At 46.0% G+C, this 20,008-nt stretch carries 17 protein-coding genes; 10 read left to right on the top strand and 7 right to left on the bottom strand.

The annotated features are described in order from the left end of the window. The 6 genes from D7X94_RS08230 to D7X94_RS08205 all read left to right on the top strand — a co-directional run. Window positions 1–664 (top strand): BclA C-terminal domain-containing protein (locus tag D7X94_RS08230; protein WP_442857893.1); only part of this gene is annotated, 664 nt, incomplete at its 5' end. A 111-nt stretch (window positions 665–775) separates the two neighbouring features. Continuing rightward, window positions 776–1,855, top strand: coding sequence for a glycosyltransferase (locus D7X94_RS08225; RefSeq protein WP_120427249.1), 1,080 nt, complete (start codon window positions 776–778; stop codon window positions 1,853–1,855). Window positions 1,856–2,152: 297 nt separating this feature from the next. Beyond that, window positions 2,153–2,845: an iron-sulfur cluster assembly scaffold protein gene (locus tag D7X94_RS08220; RefSeq protein ID WP_120427247.1), complete on the top strand. Its 693-nt coding sequence runs from the start codon at window positions 2,153–2,155 to the stop codon at window positions 2,843–2,845. Between the two features lie 38 nt (window positions 2,846–2,883). Continuing rightward, on the top strand, window positions 2,884–3,894 hold the full coding sequence (locus tag D7X94_RS08215) for a GGGtGRT protein (protein WP_120427246.1): 1,011 nt from the start codon (window positions 2,884–2,886) through the stop codon (window positions 3,892–3,894). Between the two features lie 239 nt (window positions 3,895–4,133). Then, window positions 4,134–4,412, top strand: a complete 279-nt coding sequence (locus tag D7X94_RS08210) for an autorepressor SdpR family transcription factor (RefSeq protein WP_120427245.1) — start codon at window positions 4,134–4,136, stop codon at window positions 4,410–4,412. Further along, complete coding sequence (locus tag D7X94_RS08205; protein WP_120427244.1) at window positions 4,396–5,043, top strand: SdpI family protein; 648 nt, start codon at window positions 4,396–4,398, stop codon at window positions 5,041–5,043. The genes D7X94_RS08210 and D7X94_RS08205 overlap by 17 nt, the downstream gene beginning before the upstream one ends. A gap of 65 nt (window positions 5,044–5,108) precedes the next feature. Here the strand turns inward: D7X94_RS08205 and D7X94_RS08200 are convergent, their stop codons facing one another. Further along, window positions 5,109–7,277, bottom strand: coding sequence for a hypothetical protein (locus D7X94_RS08200; RefSeq protein WP_120427243.1), 2,169 nt, complete (start codon window positions 7,275–7,277; stop codon window positions 5,109–5,111). Window positions 7,278–7,349: 72 nt separating this feature from the next. Further along, a complete protein-coding gene (locus tag D7X94_RS08195) occupies window positions 7,350–9,539 on the bottom strand; it encodes an efflux RND transporter permease subunit (protein WP_120427242.1) in 2,190 nt (729 codons plus the stop codon). A 387-nt stretch (window positions 9,540–9,926) separates the two neighbouring features. On the opposite strand from D7X94_RS08195, the gene D7X94_RS19495 reads away from it, so the two are divergent. The 4 genes from D7X94_RS19495 to D7X94_RS08180 all read left to right on the top strand — a co-directional run bounded on the left by D7X94_RS19495 (window position 9,927) and on the right by D7X94_RS08180 (window position 15,195). After that, window positions 9,927–11,471 (top strand): dockerin type I repeat-containing protein, encoded by a 1,545-nt coding sequence (locus D7X94_RS19495; protein ID WP_120427241.1) that lies wholly within the window; start codon window positions 9,927–9,929, stop codon window positions 11,469–11,471. Window positions 11,472–12,584: 1,113 nt separating this feature from the next. Next, the gene (locus tag D7X94_RS18135) at window positions 12,585–13,193 is read left to right on the top strand and encodes a hypothetical protein (protein WP_147401683.1); all 609 of its coding nucleotides are present in this window, start codon (window positions 12,585–12,587) and stop codon (window positions 13,191–13,193) included. 84 nt (window positions 13,194–13,277) lie between these two features. Beyond that, window positions 13,278–14,168 carry a tyrosine recombinase gene (locus tag D7X94_RS08185; RefSeq protein WP_120427240.1) on the top strand — a complete coding sequence of 297 codons (891 nt, stop codon included), beginning with the start codon at window positions 13,278–13,280 and terminating at the stop codon, window positions 14,166–14,168. Between the two features lie 28 nt (window positions 14,169–14,196). Beyond that, window positions 14,197–15,195 carry a DUF624 domain-containing protein gene (locus D7X94_RS08180; protein ID WP_158590953.1) on the top strand — a complete coding sequence of 333 codons (999 nt, stop codon included), beginning with the start codon at window positions 14,197–14,199 and terminating at the stop codon, window positions 15,193–15,195. 105 nt (window positions 15,196–15,300) lie between these two features. On the opposite strand, the gene D7X94_RS08175 is transcribed toward D7X94_RS08180, so the two are convergent. The 5 genes from D7X94_RS08175 to D7X94_RS08155 all read right to left on the bottom strand — a co-directional run bounded on the left by D7X94_RS08175 (window position 15,301) and on the right by D7X94_RS08155 (window position 19,974). After that, complete coding sequence (locus D7X94_RS08175) at window positions 15,301–16,314, bottom strand: tyrosine recombinase XerC (RefSeq protein ID WP_120427238.1); 1,014 nt, start codon at window positions 16,312–16,314, stop codon at window positions 15,301–15,303. Window positions 16,315–16,389: 75 nt separating this feature from the next. Continuing rightward, window positions 16,390–17,019: a class I SAM-dependent methyltransferase gene (locus tag D7X94_RS08170; protein WP_120427237.1), complete on the bottom strand. Its 630-nt coding sequence runs from the start codon at window positions 17,017–17,019 to the stop codon at window positions 16,390–16,392. A gap of 32 nt (window positions 17,020–17,051) precedes the next feature. Beyond that, window positions 17,052–17,777 (bottom strand): DUF6873 family GME fold protein, encoded by a 726-nt coding sequence (locus D7X94_RS08165; RefSeq protein WP_147401682.1) that lies wholly within the window; start codon window positions 17,775–17,777, stop codon window positions 17,052–17,054. Further along, window positions 17,768–19,147, bottom strand: a complete 1,380-nt coding sequence (gene radA / locus D7X94_RS08160) for a DNA repair protein RadA (protein ID WP_120427235.1) — start codon at window positions 19,145–19,147, stop codon at window positions 17,768–17,770. The genes D7X94_RS08165 and radA overlap by 10 nt, the downstream gene beginning before the upstream one ends. A 71-nt stretch (window positions 19,148–19,218) precedes the next feature. After that, window positions 19,219–19,974 (bottom strand): N-acetylmuramoyl-L-alanine amidase, encoded by a 756-nt coding sequence (locus tag D7X94_RS08155; protein WP_120427234.1) that lies wholly within the window; start codon window positions 19,972–19,974, stop codon window positions 19,219–19,221. Between the last annotated feature and the right edge of the window lie 34 nt (window positions 19,975–20,008).

Below are 20,008 nucleotides of genomic sequence, written 5' to 3'. Positions count from 1 at the left end.
CACGGGCGCGGATGGCGTAACCGGCCCTACGGGGGCAACGGGAGCTACCGGCGCTGATGGAGCAACCGGTCCCACCGGACCTACAGGAGCGGCGGGAGCCACGGGCGCGGATGGCGTAACCGGCCCTACGGGGGCAACGGGAGCTACCGGCGCTGATGGAGCAACCGGTCCCACCGGACCTACAGGAGCGGCGGGAGCCACGGGCGCGAATGGCGTAACCGGCCCTACGGGGGCAACGGGGGCTACCGGAGCAACTGGCCCTTCTGTGACAGCCTCTTCTATGAGTGCTTCTAATACCACTGGGCAAACCCTTTCGGTAGTTTTGGGCGGTACAACGGTACCACTGCCAAGCGCCCAGAGTCTGGATGGCTTTACCGCCAATGGGACGAATACGGCGTTTACTGTGCCCGTAACAGGAACGTATCTGATCACCTATCGGGTCAATCCTACTGTAGCGGTAGCGATGTCTTCTCAGGTGCTTCGAAACGGCACGGCAATACCCGGTTCGATGTTTTCACCTGTTGCAACCACTGGGTATGAGGCTACCGTAATTACTCCGCTGACAGCGGGCGATACCTTGTCTCTTCAGTTGTCCGGAATTGTAGCCACTGTGGTTTTGCAGGGTGGGTCCGGCGCGTCCATGACGGTGGTTCGCCTCGCATAAACGAAGAGGTTCAATTTTTTGTTGTTTTTAAAGGGAAGCCTCCTGACACAATGGAGGCTTTTCTTCTCTTTAATCGTAGCTGCGTTAGAAATCAGGCAGGAGATGAGATTTATGAATACGATCAGTCTTTGTATGATTGTCCGTGATGAAGAGGATGTATTGGGGCGCTGCTTAGAGTCTGTGGCGGACTTAGTGGATGAGATCATTATTGTGGACACTGGCTCAAAGGATCATACCCGGGAGATTGCTCGGCGTTTCACCCCTAATATTTATGATTTTACTTGGATAGATGATTTTGCAGCGGCCAGAAATTTTTCTTTTTCTCATGCTTCCTGTGATTATTGCATGTGGCTGGATGCGGATGATATCATAGCGCCACCGGATCGTCAGAAGTTCCTGGATTTGAAGAAAAGACTGGATGCCGGAGTTGACGTGGTTATGCTGCGCTATTACACAGGGTTCGATGAGCAGGGGAGGGTCACATTCTCTTACTATCGGGAACGTATCATACGAAACCGTGCAGGAATGGTCTGGAAGGGAGCGGTACATGAGGTCATTGAAACGAGGGGGAACGTGAGATATTCTGAGTGCGGAATTACCCACTGGAAGCTGCACCCCTCCGATCCAGATCGGAATCTGCACATTTTTGAAAAGTTGCTAGAACAGGGTACAACGCTGGACCCGCGACAGCAGTTCTATTATGGGCGGGAACTCTACTACCATAAGCGCTACCAGGAGGCTTTGAAAGTACTAGAAAATTTTCTGAAGGAAGGGCGCGGCTGGATAGAAAATAGTATAGAGGCTTGCCGGCAATGTGCCTACTGCTGGTATGCGTTAGGCGATGAACGGAGGGCTTTGGAGGCACTATTTTCCAGCTTTGCATACGATATTCCCCGGGCAGAAACTTGCTGTGACATCGGACAGCACTTTCTGGACCGGGAATGTTGGGAGCGGGCTGCCTATTGGTACGTTAGAGCTCTGGAATGCGAGCGCCGGGATGATCGTGGAGGGTTTGTACTGCCGGATGCCTATGGCTACCTGCCCTGTATCCAGCTATGCGTGTGCTATAGCAGGCTGGGCAGGCAGGAGGAGGCGCGGCGCTATAACGAGCGCGCGGCCGAATTCCAGCCTGATTCCCCCGCTGTAGCCTATAACCGGGCTTATTTTGCTGGCTTAGAGCCTGCGATGTAGGCGGTGTTAACACGACATGACGCATGGCTAATATTATAGGGCTTCGCATGCACAATATCCCCCCCGATTTCACGGGGGGATATTGTGCAGAAAGGAGCAATCTATTTGGGTGGAAAACAGGATATCCTACTAGGAAATTCGAGAGAATTCAATGTTTTGCGGTTTTTTACTTGCACACATAAAATATTTTGATAAAACTCTTGAATCTGTACTCTTTTACGTTTATAATTAGTATAGATTGGTATTTTGGGCGGTGTGCCGCGCCAAAAACACTATGAAATCGAAAGGAGTACCAATATGAACTATTCCCATGAAGTGGAAAATATGTGCACGGTGAAAAAAGGCCCTCATCACGGCCCGGCCCCCATCCCTGAAGAGGGACGCTGGGTCAAGGCCTATGAGATCAAAGATATTTCCGGCCTCTCTCACGGCATCGGCTGGTGCGCCCCGCAGCAGGGGGCCTGCAAGCTGACTTTGAACGTGAAGGAGGGCATCGTGCAGGAGGCGCTGGTCGAAACCCTCGGATGCTCCGGTATGACTCACTCGGCCGCCATGGCCGCCGAGATTCTTCCAGGCAAGACTTTGCTAGAGTGCCTGAACACCGACCTGGTGTGCGATGCTATCAATGTTGCCATGCGCGAGATCTTTAAGCAGCTGGCCTATGGCCGCAGCCAGACTGCGTTCTCCGAGGATGGCTTGCCAATCGGCGCTGGCCTGGAGGACCTGGGTAAAGGTTTGCGCTCTCAGGTGGGCACGATGTTCTCGACGGGGGCTAAGGGCGTCCGCTACATGGAAATGGCCGAGGGTTATGTCATTAAAATGGCATTGGACGAAGAAGGCGAAGTGATTGGCTATCAGTTTGTCCGCCTGGGCAAAATGCTAGAGGATATCCGTCATGGCGTTTCTCCTGACGAAGCATATAAAAAGAATATTGGTCAGTATGGCCGGTTCGACGGCGCTGCCAAATATATCGATCCCAGAGAAGAATAATTTCCCGACCATACTATATCAATAGGAGGACAACATAAATGGCGAACGAAGTCATGTTTGAAGGCAAAGAGAGAAGGATGCCCAAAATTGAGAAATGCCTCGCCGAGTATGGCCTGGGCAGCCTGGAGGAGGCCCGTGAGCTGTGCAAGGCGAAGGGCTTCGACCCCTATGAGATTGTAAAGGGCGTGCAGCCCATCGCTTTTGAGAATGCTGGTTGGGCCTATACTCTGGGCTGCGCTGTTGCTATCAAGAAAGAGGTTAAGACCGCTGCGGAAGCCGCCGAAGCCATCGGTATCGGACTGGAGGCTTTCTGCATTCCTGGTTCTGTGGCCGAACAGCGCAATGTAGGCCTGGGCCACGGCAACCTGGGTGCCATGCTGCTCCGCGATGAAACCAAGTGCTTCGCGTTCCTGGCTGGCCATGAATCTTTTGCCGCTGCCGAGGGCGCTATCGGTATTGCCAAGACCGCTAACCGCGCCCGCAAAGAGCCTTTGCGGATCATCCTCAACGGCTTGGGCAAGGATGCCGCTTACATCATTTCCCGTATCAATGGTTTTACCTATGTAAAAACCGACTATGATTTCTTTACCGGTGAGCTAAAAATCGAAGAGACAAAGCCTTTCTCCGATGGAGAGCGTGCTGCGGTGAAGTGCTATGGTGCCAATGATGTGCTGGAAGGCGTAGCCATTATGAAGCACGAGGGTGTAGACGTTTCCATCACTGGAAACTCTACCAACCCCACCCGGTTCCAACATTTGGTAGCCGGTACATATAAGAAATGGGCCCTGGAGAATGACAAGAAGTACTTCTCCGTGGCCTCCGGCGGCGGTACTGGCCGTACCCTGCATCCGGACAACATGGCGGCTGGCCCCGCTTCTTACGGTTTGACCGACTCTATGGGCCGTATGCATGGCGATGCTCAGTTTGCCGGATCTTCGTCTGTGCCTGCCCATGTGGAGATGATGGGTTTGATTGGTATGGGCAACAACCCCATGGTGGGCGCGACTGTGGCCTGTGCCGTAGCAGTATATGAGGGCTTGAATCAGTAAAACCTTTATCTGCATATAAAAGGGCCGGTGTGGATTTTCCATGCCGGCCCTTTTATATGCATATCATCAGCACATTCAACTTATATATCGGTGGAGTGTCCGGAACGAGCATTTTATAACGATATTTTGAGTCTCGTTATATCGGACAGGTCTTGACAAAGGAAGTTCTTCCTGGTATAATATATTTAACAATTAAGTTATATGTTAAATAAAAGAGGGAGGGGAAAGAAAATGGGAATATGCAGGTAGTCCTGCGTGCTTTGGCGGATCCCATTCGCAGAGAAATTCTGAACCTACTGAAAAAAGGGAGAATGTCTGCGGGAGAGATTGCCGATCATTTTTCGGTGACCAGCGCTGCGATTTCCCGGCATCTTTCGGTGCTGAAGGAAGCGGGACTGATTCGTGACCAGCGGGAGGGGAAGTTCATTTTTTATGAGATGAACGCCTCGGTGCTGGAGGAGATCATGCTTTGGATTACGGAACTGAGAGGAGGAAACGATCATGCTCAGACAAAATAAGGGGAAGTTCTTGATATCGTCTGCCGTCATTCTGCTTCCCATTCTGGCGGGGCTGTTCCTGTGGCAGAAGCTCCCCGAGGAAGTGGCGACCCATTTCAACTTCAGGGGAGAGGCTGACGGCTGGAGCAGCAGGACCTTCGGGGTATTTGGCCTCCCGCTCATTCTGCTGGGGGCGCATCTTTTCTGCATCATATTGACATCTGTGGACCCGAAATCAAAAAATATCGGCAGCAAACCCATCAGCCTGCTCTTCTGGCTGATGCCTGCGGTTTCCCTGGTTATGAACGGAGCCTTATACGCCTATGCGCTGGGAATGCAAATCGGCATTGGAACTGTCTGTATGCTGCTGCTGGGGGCCATGTGTATTGTTTTGGGCAATTATCTGCCCAAGGTGCGGCAGAACTACTCCTTCGGCGTCAAAGTGAGCTGGGCCTTGGATGACCCGGAAAACTGGGCCGCGACCCAACGGGTAGGCGGTTGGAGCCTGGTGATAGGTGGCCTTATTCTATTGGCTACAGCTTTTTGGCCGAACCTCTGGATTATTCTTTTCACGGTTCTCCTGTCATCGTTGGCACCAGTGGTCTATTCCTTCTGCTACTATAAACGCCACAGGAAAGAACGGGATCTGTAAATATTGGTAATAGTAGAAAAAGAGACAGGGCTGGCATAATGCAGTCCTGTCTCTTTTTTGGCTAGTTAACCCTTAAACAGTCCCAGGAACCGGTCCCAGAAGCTGGCATCTTCTTTCGGCTGAGCTTCGGGGGCTGGGGACTCATCCTGCTGAACAGGCCGTTCTGGGTGAGTTGTTTTCATGATGAATTTGACAGAGGACTCGGCGCTTTCCGGTGTACCGGAGAAATTTCCGTAGTTTTCTTGCCGCTCCTGCATCTGTGATATAATCTCTTTTAAAGTAGCAAGCTGTTGGGGATCCACAGATTCCGTCAATTTGGATATACCTTCTTGGTCAAATTGCTGTAGACCTTCCTTCAAATCATTGGCTCCATCATGAAGTCGAATTGTGCCATTGGCTAATTCCGCCGCTCCGGCTACCAAAGCCCTAATTCCTATGGTCAACTGGTCTGTTCCGCTAGATACCTCTCCAATTCCAGCTGCTAACTGAGACGCGCCTTCCGCAATAGCGGTGTTTCCCTCCAGTAAATTGCCCGCCCCCGCACTCAATTGGTTTGCGCCAGTTACAAGACTCTCTATCCCGCTAGTGAGCGAGGGCAGCTGCTGCCCTATTTGAGAGAGAGCATCGTTCAGAGACTTGGATCCGGCGGCCGCGCTGGCAGCGCCTTGGGTATATCCGGCCACACCCTGCTGAAGGGAGGAGGCTCCCTGCTGAAGGCCTGCCGTCCCCTGAGCGGCCTGTTGAATTCCGCTGTCTAAAGCGGTATATTGTGTGTGAAGTTCAGCCATTCCAGAGGAAAGCCCTGCCGCCGCGTTATATGCACCTTGATAAGCGGTTAACAAAGCAGCCTGTTGTTGAGCGGGGATCCCAGAGGACTGGAGCAATTGCGCATATGCCTGAGGATCCGGCAGCTGTTCCATTGCAACGGCTCCCTGAGCGGCCGCGCCGCTTAGAGCCTCGGAAAAGACCTTGGAACCAGCACAAATCTGGCCTTCTGGTCCGATGGCGGCGGATAAGGCGGCTGCGCCATCAGCAACTTGTTTTGCGCCGGCGTTGAGGGACTCGTTCTTTTCAATAAGAGAGTTCAGTCCAGAGGTCAGAGAGGTGCTTCCAGCCTGCAACTGCTGATATCCGCCAGTTAAGGCCTGGGCTCCGGCCTGCAAACTACTTAGTCCAGCGCTTAACTGGTCGGCTCCCGTTTTCAGCGCGCCAGCTCCGTCTTTTGCAGAGGCACTGCCTTGGCTTAGAGCATTGGCCCCTTCTTGGAGGACGGCGGCGCCGTCATCGAGCTTTGCGGCTCCATGATCAAGCTCCCCCACACCATTTTGCAAGTCGTTCATACCATTGCTCAGCTGAGAAGCTCCTTCGGCCAGCTGAGAAGCTCCATCAATCAGATCTCCCATTGCTTTGCTCAGTTGGTCCATATCATTCTGGAGCTCATCCAAGCCGTCCCAATCGTCCAGCTCTCCATTTTCTGACAGCAGACTGGCATCAGCCGCGCAAGCGATCAGAATGGTAGGGGCTGTCAAATTTTCCACCTCTGCTTCTACGACAACTTGATCCAAAAAGTATCTATCAAGGTCCTCCACTTGGTCTGGCAGTAAGCCTTGGAGACTTTCTTTTACTCCAGGCAGGCAGACAAATCCAGCGATTTGTTTGCCGTTCAGTTTTTCCACTTTGCCGTGCTCTGCAGTGACATTCGAACAATTTTCCTCGAAAACTACCGCCGCCAAAGTGGCGAAAGGAGTACAAATTTTTCGGCTTTCTCCCTGAACCTGAATGAGGGAGGATTCTGTGTTTGTCAAGTCCATAGTGATTTTCAATGTGCCGCTTTTTCCTAAAAGCTCCGAGATAGGGGCTTCTAGACCATTCAGGCTATAAGTGATTTTCGCGTTAACAGGGATCTCTTTTTTGCTGACGCCCTTATAATAGGCGTCCGATTCCGCCACATTCCATGTAAGGTTTTCCCCTTTTTGAGAGAACCCTCCTTCGCCATCGGTGCATTCGATTTCAGACAGAGTGCTCTTGTCTTTTGTTCCGTACAACCCCCCTTCTTGATGCAGATGGACGCTGACCGTCTGATTCTTTACAGAACCGTCCGGATCCAGGACGGCGTATACGGTTTCATTTTTTTCCAGAACAGGCGTATCGCTGCCAGCGTTGGCTGGGATGCTGGCGGATAGGGCAAAAACTGTCGCCATAATGGCACAGAATATCTTTTTACGCTTTTTCATGATAATTTGCGCTCCTTTAAAAATGGTATATTAGCAAAGAATTTTGAAAGGTATCAAAAGAAAGCTGCATACTTAAGTTGAAAAAGGATGCTCTTCCTGCGGAAAGGCAATTTCATTTTCACAAACTTTTTCCTGTGGGGAGAGAAAATCGGTTTCACAGGACTTTTTTTGGTGGACCTTATGAGAACGCAGTTTCGGCTTTTTCAACCATTGGAAGGTAGTATGGCTGATAACAGGTTCCAAAAGGATAAGCAAGCAGGGAAGAATGAAAATGATGATAAACATGCTCACCAGTGCGCCTCGTGAAATCAGCAGACAGATGCTTTTCAGCAGTTCCATCCGACTGATGGCCGCAACGCCGATTGTCGCGGCAAAAAAGGTAAGCCCACTGGAGAGAATGCTTTGGCTGCAATATTGGCAAGCCAGTTGTGCGGATTCTTTCGGAGAACGGCCCGCAATTCGCTCTTCACGAAATCGAGATGTCATAAGAATGGCATAGTCTACAGTGGCGCCTAGCTGTATTGTGCCGATCACAATGCTGGCAATAAAGGGGAGAGTGGTGCCAGTAAAGTAGGGAATCCCTAAATTGATGAAGATTGCGCTTTCAATAGAGGCTACCAGCAACACAGGAACAGAAAGACTCATAAAGCTGATAGCAATTAGGACAAACACAACCAATATTGATGTGACATTAACATTAGCGAAATCCTTATCGGCAATCTCGATCAAATCTTTTGTCATTGCCCCCTCACCGGTAATGACACCATAGGGATCGACATCCTTTACCAAGGCATTCATATCCTCTACTTGACGGTTCAACTCGTCGGTACCACTTTTATAGGCGCTGTTCGCTAAAATGAGTTTATACCCGCCGGATTGGGCTAACTGATGAATATCCTCGGGGAGAAAGTCTGCGTTGATTCCGGGACCAATAAGTTCGTCCACCGAGATTACCTGGGTGACACCGTCCACTTTTTCCAGCTTTTTGCATAAGCTGCTTATTTCTCCGCTGGGTAAAGTTTCGTCTACTAGAATAAAGTGAGAGGTGGTCATGCCGAAATCGTCTTTCAATTTATTCGTGCCAACGATACCAGTTAATTCCTGAGGCAAACTATCGAACAGGGTGTAGTATACCTCAACCTTGCTTTGGGCCAGGGTGAAAGGGATCATGAGAGCAAGGAATACTGCCAGGATGGGGACAGGATGCTTTGTGATAAAATAGCTGACCCCTTTCAGCTGCGGTATGAGTACACGATGGCTGTGGCGTTCTACCGCGTGGTCAAAAGTGAGGATCAAGGATGGCAGTACTGTAATCGTGCAGACTACACCCAAAGCCACGCCTTTGGCCATGACAATGCCGATGTCTCTGCCTAAGGTAAGCCGCATGGTACATAGCGCCAAGAAACCTGCTATTGTGGTAAGGCTGGAGGTGGTGATAGAGGTAAAGGTGTGCACAATGGCGTCAGCCATGGCTTTCTCTTTGTCGGGTTCGCGTCCCTTTTCTTCTTCATAGCGGTGCAGGAGGAAAATGGAGAAGTCCATGGTTACTCCCAGCTGTAAAACGGTTGCCAAAGCCTGTGTAATATAACTGATCTGGCCCAGAAAAATATTGGATCCAAAATTATAGAGAATAGGGAAGATCAATCCAATCATAAACAGAATCGGTATAAGAGCGCTTTTGATTGCCAGGAACAACACCAGCAGGCTAGCTCCGACAGCGCAAAGAATATAGAGAGGCATTTCCATATCGACCAGCGCTTTTGTGTCTTGCAGGATAACGCTTAGACCTCCCATAAAGCAGTGTTCCCGCAACAGTTGCTTTAGCTGGGAAATAGCATTCATGGTACTTTTACTGGCGGCTGGCTGAGAAAAACGCGCGAGGAGCATCGTCGAATCTGATTCTCCATACATGGCTTGGCGGAGGCTCTCTGGGAGCATCTCAGCAGGTATGTTAGGGTCGATTATATCGCTGACCCCAAAAACCTGTTCAACCCCTGACACCTGTTCCATCTCTGCCTTCATTTTTAGAAGCTGCTCTGTAGACAGCCCCTCCACCGTTATCATAGCAGTAGAGGCCAGGTTGAAGTCCTCTTCCAGGGAGACTTCCCCGATCATTGAATCGAGCTCAGAAGGAAGATAAGTTAGGATATCATAGTTGATTTTAGTGGTAGCCATTCCCCATAGAGAGGGAATGAGAAGTAGAATTGCCAAAATTAGAACAAATTTTCTGTGTCTGACAATTCCTCGGGCAACCTTTTCCATGGTTCTATCACTTTCCTTTCATCACGTAAACCCACTTGCTGGAGAATACGGTGGCAATTTACCACGATTAATGACTGTTAGTCATTAATCGTGGCCATATTATAGCATCAGTTATTTATGATGTCAAGACAAAAATGACTAAAAGTCAAAAATGTGATATACAAATCTACAAGAAAAAAAGAGACTAAAACTAGCAAAAATTTTTCAATTCAAAATTAATAGGTGGAACTTCGCGTAAATGAGAAAAGAATGTCAAAAAATGCGTATTATACACAAAATATTGTATCGAAAGGGTATTGAAAACAAATTCAAAATCCGGTATAATTACTATAAATAAAAGGTGGAATTGTGATTCTATTTATTCTAATAGTATAAGGGGGTAAAGAAATGTTCAGTCATACTATTCTTAAAAAGCCAAGGTGGAACCGTAGAAGAGTAAAATGGAAACCAGCCTTTGCCATTGTGTTAATACTCCTTTTTGGGATGCTTATGGCGAATGCGGATATGGATCTCCCTGAAAATTTCAATGTTGTCACTGCGGAAAACCATACTCTTGTACTGTTAAGCGAATCCAACGGGGATATCTTTCTTGTACTTGACGATGGAGAGCAGTGGCATGTATCCTGCTCGAACTTTTCGGATGGCCAGAATGAAGGACCAGTATTAAAGCGGATACGTCCGTTTGAAAAGGTTTTTCAGCTAAACGGAGAAATCGGTTTGGCCGAACGAATAGATGGATGTGTGGCATTGGCGGTTATGGGGCCTGAACTGGATGTTGGGCAGGCAGAGCAAAATGGACAGACATACTTTGTAGAGCTCGCTGACGATGATCTTTATACATTTACTAACGATTATTTGCTCTGTGTGGGTCCAGGGGATGGCAGCGCTTTAACGATTTATGGAACAATGTTTGATCCGGATCCTCCGATAGAAACAGATATAACAGATGTAGAATTCCTTTCCGCCACGCAGGGCGGGTGGATTTATGCCTATTCTAACGGAATGTTGTATCGGTGGAAAGGGCGCGACTACCTTTCTCAGGACCAAATTGAATGCTCCTGTCCAGAAAAATTGATTGGAGAGAATGCGTTTCTTGATGTTGACGGGACAATTCATGTAGTGGATGGCAATACCGCAAACGTACTTTTCGGTGATACGGAAGGCCTTGATACACAGAAATGCTATGGGACAGATGATAGCATTTTTGTAGCTGATACCTCAGGAAACGTACACAAATATGATTGGGATGGCAATGAAGTTGGGATTTCTGCAATTTCCGGTGAGATTTTAGCGATAACAGGGGATTGTGCCTTAGTGGAAGTAGATGGAAATCTTTGTGTTTCCACGTACCAGTTTGTGGATTCTCGTGAACCGCCAGAGAGTACACCACCTGAACATGAAGGTCCAACTCCAGTGCCAGAAAACACGCCGGAACCAGACCAAACTCCTCTGCCGCAGGAAACGCCGGTGCCCTCTCCAGACCCTACTCCAGACCCTACTCCGGAGCCAGACACGGAAAGCTCGCCTACTCCGATTCCTCCTCCAAAGCCGGGAGAAACTTTGATATCCTATTCAGAAAGGGAAGGATTCGAAGGGAATTATGCCTTGGTTTACGCCGGAATGCATGCCACTGATTTAAGAAATCTAAAATCACCACAGGCAATTGAAATTTATGATAAAACTGGAAAACCAATATATGATGGGCTTCTCAAAACAGGAATGAAAATGGATGACCGCACAATCATTGTATTAGGGGACTGTAATGGAGACGGTTATGTTACAAGTGCGGACATATATTTTGTTCAGCGCTGTATATTAGGTGTAGAAACATTTGAAACAGAAGAATCCTTTATGGCCGCAGATATGCACCAAGACGGCAAAATTACCACAGTGGATACTATAAAAATTGCAACGGAGATTAAGCGAAGATAGTAAATTAGTATTATCCAAATAAAAAAGAGAGCTGTGACCTTTGCAGCTTTCTTTTTTTGTCGTTTTAGTAAAAATTTATCGGAGTTGTTCCGGAGGATCTCACCGGGCAAAAAGATGAATTTAAAATTATTGAGGTAATAAGCTATCAAAAGAAATTAAAATTTGCAAGTGAATTTCTTTTGAAACTAGAATCAATTCGTAGCGGGCTATTGATGTATTGAAAATTTCAGTGCCCCCTCAGCGAATAAGTGGTATTTATCCAGTAAAGCAAAGAATGAGATTAAAAACGTAGGATGGGGGATAGAAGCGGAACTTAAAAAAGTAAGTCCACACGAAATCAAATGGTGTAAAGGCATATGGTAGTACAACTGTTAATTAATAGCATGTAAAGCTATAGAACTGTTCAGCGCTGCTGTGAAGTCCTAAAACAACCAGCAACTCGCACAAAGGCACTGACAGAAGCTTTTGTCAGAAGGTTTTTGGCTCTTTTCAAAATATCAAGTTTGTTGCGCGTCAGGGTTATCTTTTGGTCGTATGGAGATGGATAATTGAACATAGCAAGCACAGTTTATAGGGGATGTATTTTTATGCATACCAGATTTTAGACGCTTCACATAATTTGTTGCGGGAGTTATACATAGGTTTACATAATTTAATTTACGTAAAATTGGGCGGTTTACCAGAAAAAGCAAAAATATTCATTTTCCCTCTTGCAAAATTCCGCCGGATGTATTATAGTAATAGGCACAGGAAGAAATTTCTTTGTTGCGTACTATTGCTAATGACATAGATTTCACATTGGCTTGTTGAAATGTTGAAAACAGCGCAAACTCTGGGAAAACAAAGGTTTTTGATTTTTTAGCAGCAGTCTTTCTCTATAAAATACTGATAATTTTTCAGCTATCAATTCAGATATGTTGCATTCCGGCTTTTGGTTTCTTCTGTTTGTGTATGGTTCTTGAATATTAAGATTACTATTGAAACTAAGGTTTCAAATAAGTATTTTGTATATGCTTTTGCTCTTTAAATATTGAATACTTCTTCTCTTAGACTCATACTTATACTTAGTGTGGAAAGATATATTTTCTACCAAATTGCAGAGGAGTAGACTTTATGGAAAGAGCGAATGCATTATTTGGAACACCATTTTTACAACGTTTTTCCAGAAAAAGAATTCTCATACCCTTATTAGGCGTCTTTTTTGTTGGAATTCTTTTGGGATCTTCAGCAGTAGAAAGCCTGGACTTCTTTCAACAACAAACAGCAATGCCTTTGCTATTCTCTGGAATTCCTTCTCCACAAAAAGGATTTTTCCCTTGTTTTTCAACCATTTTGCTCAACGCCGTGATAGGCTTGATTTTACTGTTCCTTTTGGGAGTCACTGCGTTTGGAGCTTTTGGGATACCTTGTTTCCTTCTGTGTAAAGGAGTTTCACTTGGTATATCTGTTCAACTTCTTTTAGTAGACGGAAATCGCACGGCTCTTGGGTATGTTGCCTTATGCTATACGCCTGGAGCAGCTTGTACATCCTTGCTCCTATTACTTTTTGCAACCAGGGCCTTGATTTTCTCCAACTCTTTAGTAAAGGCAGGTTTTTCATCCCAGCAGGAGAGTCTTGACTTTCAGTTCTATTTTAAAGATTTTCGTGCTTTTCTCTGTTTTGCTGTTTTGTTTTCTTTTTTGGGAACAATTTTCACAATGCTATCCAGTTTATTTGTTTAGTGCTAATGGGAATTGAAAGTAACTTGAAATTCTTTATGAAAAAGGTTACTTTTGCAATTGGAATGAGGAAGGTGGTCAAAATTTATGCATGATTTTTACTCTATGTTTAGTGAGTATCTATCTGAACAGAAAGCAAACTCTAATAATACACGGGAATCTTATCTACGGGATACCATGAATTATCTTTCTTATCTTTCTGAAATTGATATTACGCCTTTGGAGGCTGATGAGAGAGATGTCCAGGGGTTTGTGGATCGTTTGCAAGATTTAGATCGCTCTCCTACAACGATATCTCGAAATCTGGCTTCGGTAAGATGTTTTTATAAATTCCTTATTTTCCAAGGCATGCTGGATCATAATCCGGCCAAGGGCATAAAAGTTGGGAAAGCCGAGAAAAAACTACCTCAAGTGTTGCAGGGGGATGAAATTGAATTGTTGCTTTCTCAGCCAGATATTACAGAACCAAAAGGTTGCAGGGATAAGGCCATGTTGGAACTGCTCTATGCCACAGGCATTCGGGCATCCGAATTGATCAATTTGGATATTCCGGATATCAATCTACGTTCAGGTGTTCTTTATTGCCGGGGAAATAAAGGAGTTCGTTCTATTCCGGTTTATCCCTCTGCAATAGTGGCTGTATCTGATTATATTTATCGGATGCGCGGGTTAATTGCTGGGCCAGATGGGGGAAGCGCTCTCTTTGTGAATTTAAATGGCGGACGCCTGACCCGCCAGGGGTTTTGGAAGATCGTAAAGAGTTACGCTGTGGAAGCAGGTATCACAAAAGAGATTACTCCTCACACTATTCGCCATTCCTTCGCGCTGCATTTGCTGGAAAACGGCGCGTCGGTGAAAGATATACAAACCATGATGGGACATGCTGACATTTCTTCTACACAAGTTTATGTACAGTTGTTGGACAACCATGTTCGGCAAGTGTATCAGGACTGCCATCCGAAAGCGAAATTAGGTTAATCAAATGAATTAGTTGGGAGTTGGTTTTTTGGCTTTTTTAGGATTATTTGGGAATTACGACAAGCCGGGTCCTGGGGTTAATAAAGATGAGCCTCCTAAGGCTGCGCCAGTACGATTCTTCGAAATCTTGTTCCGCAAATTTTCAAAGTTAGTACAGCTCAATCTGATCTTTTTTATCCCTACTTTGGTAACCTGCGTACTTATGTTTCTTGTTTATTTATTTCCTACGCATTTTGCCATACAGATTTCCGGCGTGATTCAGTTGGATGGATGGGCGACCTTTGTGGTGCCGCTGCCTCTTGTCTTTCTGAGTCCTTTTACTGCTGGCTTGACCTATGTGACTCGAAATTTTGCTAGAGAAGAGCATGCTTTTGTCTGGTCGGATTTCTGGGATGCTGTAAAGGGAAATTGGAAGTACTTTCTGTTAAACGGTTTAATCGTTTATCTTGTCTTTAATATCCTGGGCTTTTCTGTTATATATTATTACAATATGGCGTTATCTGAGTGGCTGTTTTACATTCCGCTTTGGCTGTGCATAGTTGTGGCGCTTATATTTCTATTTGCCCAGTATTATCTGCCGGTTATGTTTATCACTTTTGATCTAAAGTTTACCCATGCCTATAAGAATGCACTTATCTTTACTGCGGCTGGTTTGGGACGAAATCTTCTTCTTACCGCAATTATAGCGGGATTGGTTATTCTTCTTATCAGTGTGCCGCTTTTGAATATCACTTTGCTGATCTATATCCTTTTGCTTCTTTTCATTTTGTTTTCCTTCTTCTCCTATCTGATCAATTTTACCGTGTATCCTGTGATAGATAAATATCTGATACAGCCTTATAATCGAATGCAGAAAGGAGAACCAGAGGAAGAAGCTCCGGCGCAGTCCTTTGAAGAAGAGTTTCCTGGGTTGTTTTCACAGCCTATAGAAGAGGACGATGAGGGAGAAGACAAGTATGTATATGTTAATGGAAAGTTGGTCAAGAAGTCTGAACTAAAAAAGGGAGAACAGGAACGAGAGAACTAGATAAAGTTTTTTATGGAAGGGACGAGCCCTGTTTAGCTTGCGGTTTGGTCGCAAGAAAAAAGTACTGGAGAGACTTTCTCTCCAGTACTTTTTGTATGTATGAAATTAGTCGTCGTTATCCTTTGCAGGATCTTTTCGAGATTTTTGTGGAGTTATTTTTGCCAGCGGGTTAGAATTAACAGCCGCTTCCATTTGTTCGTTAGAGGTATGTGTATATATTTCTGTGGTACCCAGATTCTCATGCCCTAAGATGTCCTGCAAAACTCGAATGTCTACGTCGCCATAGCGATACATAAGCGTTGCTGCTGTATGCCGCAGCTTATGTACGGAATATCCAGGACCTTCCAAACCGATTTTTGCTAAATACTTTTTCACAATAAACTGCACGGTTTTAGGACTGATCCGCTGCTTGCGACTGCTAAGAAATAAGGCATTCCGATCAATTACACCGTCTTTCGGGCGTACAGCCAGATAGCTGTCAATAGCTTCTAGACAGGCTTGGTTCAAATATACAATTCGTTCTTTATTACCTTTTCCAAGGATGCGTAGTGTATTATTGTTTCGCAATACATCTGAAATATTGATACTTACCAGTTCTGAGAGACGCATTCCGCAATTTAAAAACAGCGTGAGCATACAGCGATCTCGCTCTTGGTCTGGGCCTTCCACCGCTTGAAGGAGTTCGACACTTTGTTCGAGAGAAAGAAAATGGGGAAGAGCCTTTTTAGATTTTGGCGGAGTTAGATTATCTGTGGGGTTTTCGCTTAAAAGCTTTTCATGGATCGTCAAGTATTTGAAAAAGGACTTCAAGGAGGAAGATTTTCGTTGGCGGGTAGAACTGAGATTGTTTCGTTCATCTGCAACATAGTTCATAAATTCAAAAATCTGATAAGTAGTAATGCCACGAATAAAGTCTAGATCAATATCCCGTATTGAAATTTCATCCAATGGAAGTTCAGTGCACACGAGACCTTGGCTATGCTTTAGAAATCGGAAAAATGTTCGCAAATCCATGCAATAGCTTTCTACCGTTTTGCCAGATAATCCCTTGATATTTCTTAGATACATGGCATACTGTTGAACGAGATCCGGCATTTCATCCTTAATGGAAAAGCTCATTTTTTTGCCCCCCTCAATTATACAAAATATTCATTTTGTATAATTGCCAATGGTTCATTTTCTTCCCTTACCTATTCATATTTTCATATTGGATTGGTAGTCCAAACGAAGCAGCTGCTTTCCATCCGGTAACGCCCAGATTTCGCTTAAAACCAAAGAATATCCAATTTCTCTCATCTTGAGCGTCAGTTTGGCCTTATCTATATCACTGTGCAGACGTCCGATCGGTTGCAACTGGTCTTGATATGGAGATCGTGATACAAAATCCAAATCTCCAGTTACTTTTTGTATCACGCATGAAACATGCTTGGGTAGCGCTTCCGCTATCTTTTCACAAAAAATTTCTATGCCGATGTATTCCACCAGCAGATTGGCTAGAACGAGATCCACCTTAGGCAGTTTGGCAAAAGGTTCTCTTAAATCCATTTCCCAAAGCTCGAGCTGACTGTCCAAACTACCCTGAAACCTTGCCGCACATGCTTGCAAATATTGAGGATTAATATCAATCCCATACACTTTTTTAAGGTGACAGTGTTCCAGGCCGTTGCCGCCCGCTACCCCTAGTACTGCTGCATCGGAAGATTTGGCGCAAACTTTGAACTGTTTTTCCATAATTTTATTTAATATTTGCAATTGAGCCACATTTTTTTGGCTCATATGCAACTCATAACTTGATAATGGAACTTGCTTCCATGGGTTTTCCATTGAATTCCTCCCCTATTTTATCGAACGTAATTTCAGAGCACTGCCATGATTCCACCCACATCAATCAATTCACCTGGAAGCAGTTCAATTGCCTGAATCTCTCTGGAGGCTAAGAATTCTCGTATTATCCAACCTTCCGGGTGGCTGTCCAATTGTCCGGAGAATACCAGCTTGTCTGGGGCAATCTTCCCACAGCAGCCGCCCAAGAGTCCAGTATCATACCCCGGTAAACCAATGCAGCCCGGTTGAATCTCCAACACCCGCATTCCGTTTCTATTTAGTTGCCGTGAAACGCCTAAATCCGCAGTAATGGCGGAGGAATGATCAACAAGCACGGTGGAACAGGCTGTGTATCCTTGTTTTACCGCAAGCCATTGCATTCCCAGCTTGTCCGCCATGGATACAATATTGGGATCGGCAGTCTTAAGATTTCCCATAACATAGTTGTCCCATGCCAACACATTGCATAATACATCTTGTGGATACCATTTGCCAGGTGATTTTTCTGTTTCTTGGGCGGGTAGCCCAGCTTGCCACAGGATTTCTTTTGTAGGAGAGGCCCGCAAAACAAACATCTTTTCTTTTAACAGGCAGACCTGCATATCAGGGTGCCAAGAAACCGGCTCGGGCAGACGGAAATCCCTTTTAGTGGAAATCGTTGTGATTCCCAGCCGCTGTAAAGCAGAGATCAGCCGGGGGTATTCCCCAGAAACCAGCACTGCTTTTACTGGCACTTCTGGCAGCCGGGTCATCCACATGTGGCCGCTTCAAATGCCTGCCGGATATTTTTGGCACCGATGACTTCAATTCCATCAAAGGTTTTACCCGCTAGATTTTTTAACCCATGATATGGCAAAATACACCGGGTGAAGCCAAGACGTCCCGCTTCAGAAATCCGCAAGTCGCTGTGGCTGATGCTGCGAAGTTCTCCCGCAAGGCCGATCTCTCCAAAAACTACGGTATCTTCCCGAACGGGAGTATCTTTTAAGCTGGAAACCAACGCCATTGCTACTGCCAGGTCTACGGCAGGTTCATCCAGTCGCAAACCTCCGACCACATTGATATAGGTGTCTAAATTGGAAAAATAGTATCCAGCGCGTTTTTCCAACACAGCTAAAATCAGTGCCAGCCGGTTATAGTCAAATCCCGTAGCCATACGCCGGGGCGTACCAAACCCAGAGGTGGTTGCAAGTCCTTGAATTTCTGCCAGAAGCGGCCGAGACCCTTCCATTACAGACGTGACACAGGTTCCGGAGGCGTCCTTGGGACGGCCAGAAAGCATAGCCAGAGATGGATTCTCCACCTGCTGTAGACCTTTATCTCCCATATCGAACACGCCGATCTCATTGGTGGAGCCATAGCGGTTTTTGACAGCTCGTAATATCCGATATGTCATCTGCCGGTCGCCTTCAAAAAGAAGAACGGCGTCTACAATATGTTCCAGTACTTTTGGGCCGGCTATCGCGCCGTCTTTATTCACATGTCCGACCACAATAATTGGAATATCCAGCGCCTTAGCACAGCGCATCATAGTATTGGTGCATTCTCTTACCTGGGTTACACTGCCTGGTGAAGAAGTCAGTTCTGTATGATTCATGGTCTGGATAGAATCGATCATAACCAAGTTAGGGGATTCACTCCGGATTTGCTCAATGACATATTGTACGTCTGTTTCTGTAAGAATTTTTAGGTTGGGACTTTGTACGCCCAGCCGGGAGGCGCGCAGTTTGATCTGTCGGGCGGACTCTTCTCCGGAAACATAAAGGATTTGTAGATTTTTTCCAAGATATTCACAGATTTGCAGTAAAATTGTCGATTTCCCGATACCTGGATCTCCGCTAATCAATACCAAAGATCCTTTCACGATACCGCCGCCCAATACTCGGTCTAATTCAGAAAGTCCAGTATGGTATCGATGCTCGTCAGTAGTGCTGATTTCGTTGATAGCCATTGGCCGGGAAACATTTCCCCCTGCTTTTGCAGACCCATTGCGTGAAGTTGCTATAGGTTCCTTAATGACCTCCAATAAGGTATTCCATTCACCACAGCCAGGACATTTTCCAGTCCATTTTGGGCATTCATATCCACATTGAGTGCATTGATAAATCAGTTTTGTCTTTCCGGCCATTCAACGGCTCCTTTTTCATAATAATTGGATTTTAGATAGACACCTTTCATTTTATAAAGTATAGCATGAATTTAAGTATTTGCCAAGCCTTGAATTTCTGACTTGACTGTCATTTCTGTATTTTTATCATTTTGTAGATAGTCGATTACACCATTGTAAATAGCTGCGGCCATTTCCTTTTGATAGCTTTCCAGGCACAATTTTTCATTTTCGACAGGATTTGACAAGAAGCCGCACTCTACCAATATGGCGGGAACCTGACAATGATGCAAAATATAGATGTTTTTATCTGCTTGCTTATTTTCTCTTTTGTTGTCTGGCTGAAGGGAGCTCACAATATTCTGGCGGACTGCTTCGGCCAGGCTGGCACTTTCAGGCCGGTTCGCTGAATAGAACACTTGCGCTCCATTATAGCGGCTTTGAGAAAAATGATTTTGATGGATGCTGATAAACAGGCAATCTCCAGCTTCCTCGACCATGCGGAGTCTCGCTTTGGTATCAGAGCGCTTCCGTTCTGCAATCGTGCCCAGACTCTGGTCACCCACAGAACAGTCACTGCCTCGAATCATAATCACATCAAAATTATTTTGTCGTAAATTTTTTTCTAATTCCAACGCGATAGCCAGGTTGATCTCCTTTTCCAGCACACCATTTGTTCCCACCGCGCCTCCATCCTCTCCTCCGTGACCAGCATCCAGAACAATGGTGCCTTTTTTCTTAAAAAAGTCTGCATGAAATGCCACAATTCCAAAGGCCTGCAAGGTTTGCATGGCAAAAAGAGCAATGGACGCAGCGAACAAAAGCGAGACTACAAACTTGTGTTTCATTTAAACTCCCTCCTGGAAATAGCTATGTTATCAA

Source organism: Acutalibacter sp. 1XD8-33, from assembly GCF_003612555.1.
Lineage (GTDB): Bacteria > Bacillota > Clostridia > Oscillospirales > Acutalibacteraceae > Acutalibacter.
Note: the sequence above shows the minus strand (reverse complement) of the source record. Positions and strands in the feature narration are given on the sequence as shown.

Excerpts from the sequence above, each read along its gene's own strand:
- D7X94_RS08225 (WP_120427249.1), top strand. The coding sequence starts at position 776 with ATGAATACGATCAGTCTTTGTATGATTGTCCGTGATGAAGAGGATGTA.
- D7X94_RS08220 (WP_120427247.1), top strand. The coding sequence starts at position 2,153 with ATGAACTATTCCCATGAAGTGGAAAATATGTGCACGGTGAAAAAAGGC.
- D7X94_RS08215 (WP_120427246.1), top strand. The coding sequence starts at position 2,884 with ATGGCGAACGAAGTCATGTTTGAAGGCAAAGAGAGAAGGATGCCCAAA.
- D7X94_RS08210 (WP_120427245.1), top strand. The coding sequence starts at position 4,134 with ATGCAGGTAGTCCTGCGTGCTTTGGCGGATCCCATTCGCAGAGAAATT.
- D7X94_RS08205 (WP_120427244.1), top strand. The coding sequence starts at position 4,396 with ATGCTCAGACAAAATAAGGGGAAGTTCTTGATATCGTCTGCCGTCATT.
- D7X94_RS08200 (WP_120427243.1), bottom strand. The coding sequence starts at position 7,277 with ATGAAAAAGCGTAAAAAGATATTCTGTGCCATTATGGCGACAGTTTTT.
- D7X94_RS08195 (WP_120427242.1), bottom strand. The coding sequence starts at position 9,539 with ATGGAAAAGGTTGCCCGAGGAATTGTCAGACACAGAAAATTTGTTCTA.
- D7X94_RS19495 (WP_120427241.1), top strand. The coding sequence starts at position 9,927 with ATGTTCAGTCATACTATTCTTAAAAAGCCAAGGTGGAACCGTAGAAGA.
- D7X94_RS18135 (WP_147401683.1), top strand. The coding sequence starts at position 12,585 with ATGGAAAGAGCGAATGCATTATTTGGAACACCATTTTTACAACGTTTT.
- D7X94_RS08185 (WP_120427240.1), top strand. The coding sequence starts at position 13,278 with ATGCATGATTTTTACTCTATGTTTAGTGAGTATCTATCTGAACAGAAA.
- D7X94_RS08175 (WP_120427238.1), bottom strand. The coding sequence starts at position 16,314 with ATGAGCTTTTCCATTAAGGATGAAATGCCGGATCTCGTTCAACAGTAT.
- D7X94_RS08170 (WP_120427237.1), bottom strand. The coding sequence starts at position 17,019 with ATGGAAAACCCATGGAAGCAAGTTCCATTATCAAGTTATGAGTTGCAT.
- D7X94_RS08165 (WP_147401682.1), bottom strand. The coding sequence starts at position 17,777 with ATGTGGATGACCCGGCTGCCAGAAGTGCCAGTAAAAGCAGTGCTGGTT.
- radA (WP_120427235.1), bottom strand. The coding sequence starts at position 19,147 with ATGGCCGGAAAGACAAAACTGATTTATCAATGCACTCAATGTGGATAT.
- D7X94_RS08155 (WP_120427234.1), bottom strand. The coding sequence starts at position 19,974 with ATGAAACACAAGTTTGTAGTCTCGCTTTTGTTCGCTGCGTCCATTGCT.